Origin of the sequence: Scytonema sp. HK-05, from assembly GCF_963872035.1 — a bacterium.
GTDB lineage: Bacteria > Cyanobacteriota > Cyanobacteriia > Cyanobacteriales > Nostocaceae > Kalymmatonema.
This window is the reverse complement of the sequence record NZ_CAWMYC010000087.1, coordinates 1-2053: the sequence shown is the minus strand read 5'-3', so window position 1 is coordinate 2053 and position 2053 is coordinate 1. Positions and strand designations below refer to the sequence as shown.

Sequence of the window (2053 nt, the reverse complement as noted above, 5' to 3'; positions counted from 1 at the left end):
AGACATCAATACTTTGACACGGATAACCCAGAAGAGCTAAAGAAAAGGTCTGCAATTGACTCGACTGAGAAGTTTACCAAAACCACGCCTATTTTACTAATTCATGGCACTAAGGATTGGAGAGTGGAAGTGAGCCAAACTCTAGAGCTGGCGATGGGTCTATACAAAAACCAAGTACCCTTTGAAATGACCGTTTACGAAGGCGATGACCACAGTATTAGTCAAAATCGGGCAAAAGTTAATAAGCAGATTGTTGACTGGATTAATAAATATACTAAATCCTAAAACTTACCCTAACCATTATTCTATACACCCTATCAAGGTAGATTTCAATCTCTATAATCAACCTTGACGACAGCACGGCGGCTATGGCTCCAACTGTCTAATGTTTGGCAATGATGTCCTGACTGAAAAGTAGGAAAAGTAGGCAAAGTAGGAAAAGTAGGAAAAGTAGGAAAAGAAAAATTTGTTATAAAATAATGGTAGTTTTTTGAATGATTCCACTATAATTATTTTTGACAATACACAAGCCTTATAAAATTTAGTTAATGAGACAAAAATCAAACTTTAAATTTTAATTTTTCATCCTTACTTCTTCCCTGTGCTTACTGCCAAGAACGTTTCCGAAGCTTTCACAAAAAGTTGACAAAACCTCAAAAATTTGAAACACTATCAAATAAGTTTATCCGCACCAAATGGTCAAACAGTGCGGCTAATACAACACTTTCTATAATGGAGATTAAACGTGGCTGTCGCTCAAACTCAAGATTTGTTAGATAGAAAATTTGATGTTTGTTTTACTCACGCCGATATCAACGGTAACGGTATTTTAGAACAGGCTGATGTACTCGCTCTCGCCGCTCGTATTGTTACTTATCTGGGCGAGCCTATGGGCAGCCCCAAAACACAAAAACTATTGCAGGCGTTTGAACATTTTTGGACTCATATACAAGCCAAGATGGATGTCGATGGCGATGGCAAAGTCACTTCAGAGGAATGGCGCAATGGCCTACGCAAAGCCTTTGCCGAAGACCCAGAAACCTATAAAGCAGGCTTCCGTCCCCTCGCGGAAGCGACCTTCACAATCTGCGACCGAGACGGCGACGGTTTTCTTGAACAAAGTGAGTTCGCCAAATTCCACAAAGCTTTTGGCTGTAAGTCGGCGAACAGCGAGCTAGCCTTCCAGAAACTCGACGACGGCGACGGAAAGCTTACGGTCAATGAACTCCTAAGCGCGTGGCAGGAATACTACACTAGCAACGACCCAAACGCGCGAGGCAACTGGCTGTACGGTGACGTTTGGGACAATACCGTGGTTGTCGGCAGCAAGACAAGATAACCGGGAGCGAGGCGCCGTTGCCAGACGCCCCGCGACGATTGCTCGTCTTGTCTCGGTCGGCGCCTAAATTAAATGTCTTAACTGTCCTTGCATTCTTATTAGATATATCAAGAGATGGAACACCTAATTTCTTTTGAATAGTATAGTTTTTAAGGTGATAGTTTATGAGTTCTGAAATTTTAGATACTTGCATTCCACAGCAAGTGAGTAGTGTTGTAGTTGTCCAGGAGCCAGAAAGGATTTGTGATACAGATCATGGGTATGTTCGAGGCTGGGGTGTAACTGAAGAAACTGTTGGCTCAAAGAAGCTTAGTATGGCTCACGGGGTAATTCCACCAGGAGCAGGTGCAACCCCACACTATCATCCTTTTGAGACTGCGATATACATTATTACGGGAACGTGCAGAGTTTTACTAGGTGTTGAAAATAATAGATTTGTAGATATAAAAGCAGGCGATTTCCTATATATTCCAACTGGTGTCGTGCATTGCCCGGTTAATTGTGGGCAGGAAGTGATGGAATATATCGTTGCCCGAAGTTCGCCACAAGAGATTTGTCTTTATCCTGACCAAAAATATAGCTCGTCTTAGCTCGTCTTTATCCATTTAAGCAGCGTAAACCTTGTTATTGGGTAAAATTTATAGCTTTGTGGCAAAAACTTTTTCCTACATCACTAATTTTGGCGAGATTGAAAAAGTCAAAGTTTAGGTTCCA

Annotated in this window: 3 protein-coding genes; all 3 read left to right on the top strand. The window is 41.7% G+C overall.

Features of this window, described 5'->3' with window-relative positions:
* Positions 1-285 (top strand): alpha/beta hydrolase family protein (locus tag AACT52_RS11145; RefSeq protein ID WP_158055060.1); only part of this gene is annotated, 285 nt, incomplete at its 5' end.
* Positions 286-745: 460 nt separating this feature from the next.
* The gene (locus tag AACT52_RS11140) at positions 746-1339 is read left to right on the top strand and encodes an EF-hand domain-containing protein (RefSeq protein WP_073636643.1); all 594 of its coding nucleotides are present in this window, start codon (positions 746-748) and stop codon (positions 1337-1339) included.
* 164 nt (positions 1340-1503) lie between these two features.
* Positions 1504-1929, top strand: a complete 426-nt coding sequence (locus AACT52_RS11135) for a cupin domain-containing protein (RefSeq protein ID WP_083630840.1) — start codon at positions 1504-1506, stop codon at positions 1927-1929.
* Positions 1930-2053 lie beyond the last annotated feature (124 nt).

Bases quoted from the DNA above. Each gene is read 5' to 3' on its own strand.
- AACT52_RS11135 (WP_083630840.1), top strand. From the start codon at position 1,504: ATGAGTTCTGAAATTTTAGATACTTGCATTCCACAGCAAGTGAGTAGT.